Here is a 628-nt window from a genome sequence, read left to right as displayed (position 1 = left end):
TGACACTGTCTCCCGCCACGTTCAGTGGCGCGGGTTAGAGTGTTCATACAGCTAGGGTAGTACTCCCACCAACGTCCATCGAAACTAGCGTTCCGATCTCTACGGCTCCTACCTATCCTGTACAAGCGGTACCAACACTCAATATCAAGCTACAGTAAAGCTCCATGGGGTCTTTCCGTCCTGTCGCGGGTAACCCGCATCTTCACGGGTACTATAATTTCACCGAGTCTCTCGTTGAGACAGTGCCCAAATCATTACGCCTTTCGTGCGGGTCGGAACTTACCCGACAAGGAATTTCGCTACCTTAGGACCGTTATAGTTACGGCCGCCGTTTACTGGGGCTTCAATTCTGGGCTTCGCTTGCGCTAACTCATCCTCTTAACCTTCCAGCACCGGGCAGGCGTCAGCCCCTATACATCATCTTACGATTTAGCAGAGACCTGTGTTTTTGATAAACAGTTGTTTGGGCCTATTCACTGCGGCTGACCTGACGGCCAGCACCCCTTCTTCCGAAGTTACGGGGTCATTTTGCCGAGTTCCTTAACGAGAGTTCGCTCGCTCACCTGAGGATACTCTCCTCGACTACCTGTGTCGGTTTGCGGTACGGGTAGTTTATTTCTCACTAGAA

General features: G+C 51.8%; 1 rRNA gene. It reads right to left on the bottom strand.

From position 1 onward, the window contains the following. Nucleotides 1–628: ribosomal RNA gene (locus tag BVJ53_RS14780) — 23S ribosomal RNA — on the bottom strand; the annotation flags it as partial.

This window comes from Lacticaseibacillus chiayiensis (assembly GCF_004123795.1).
Taxonomy (GTDB): Bacteria; Bacillota; Bacilli; order Lactobacillales; family Lactobacillaceae; genus Lacticaseibacillus; species Lacticaseibacillus chiayiensis.
This window is presented reverse-complemented; position numbering and strand designations above follow the sequence as displayed.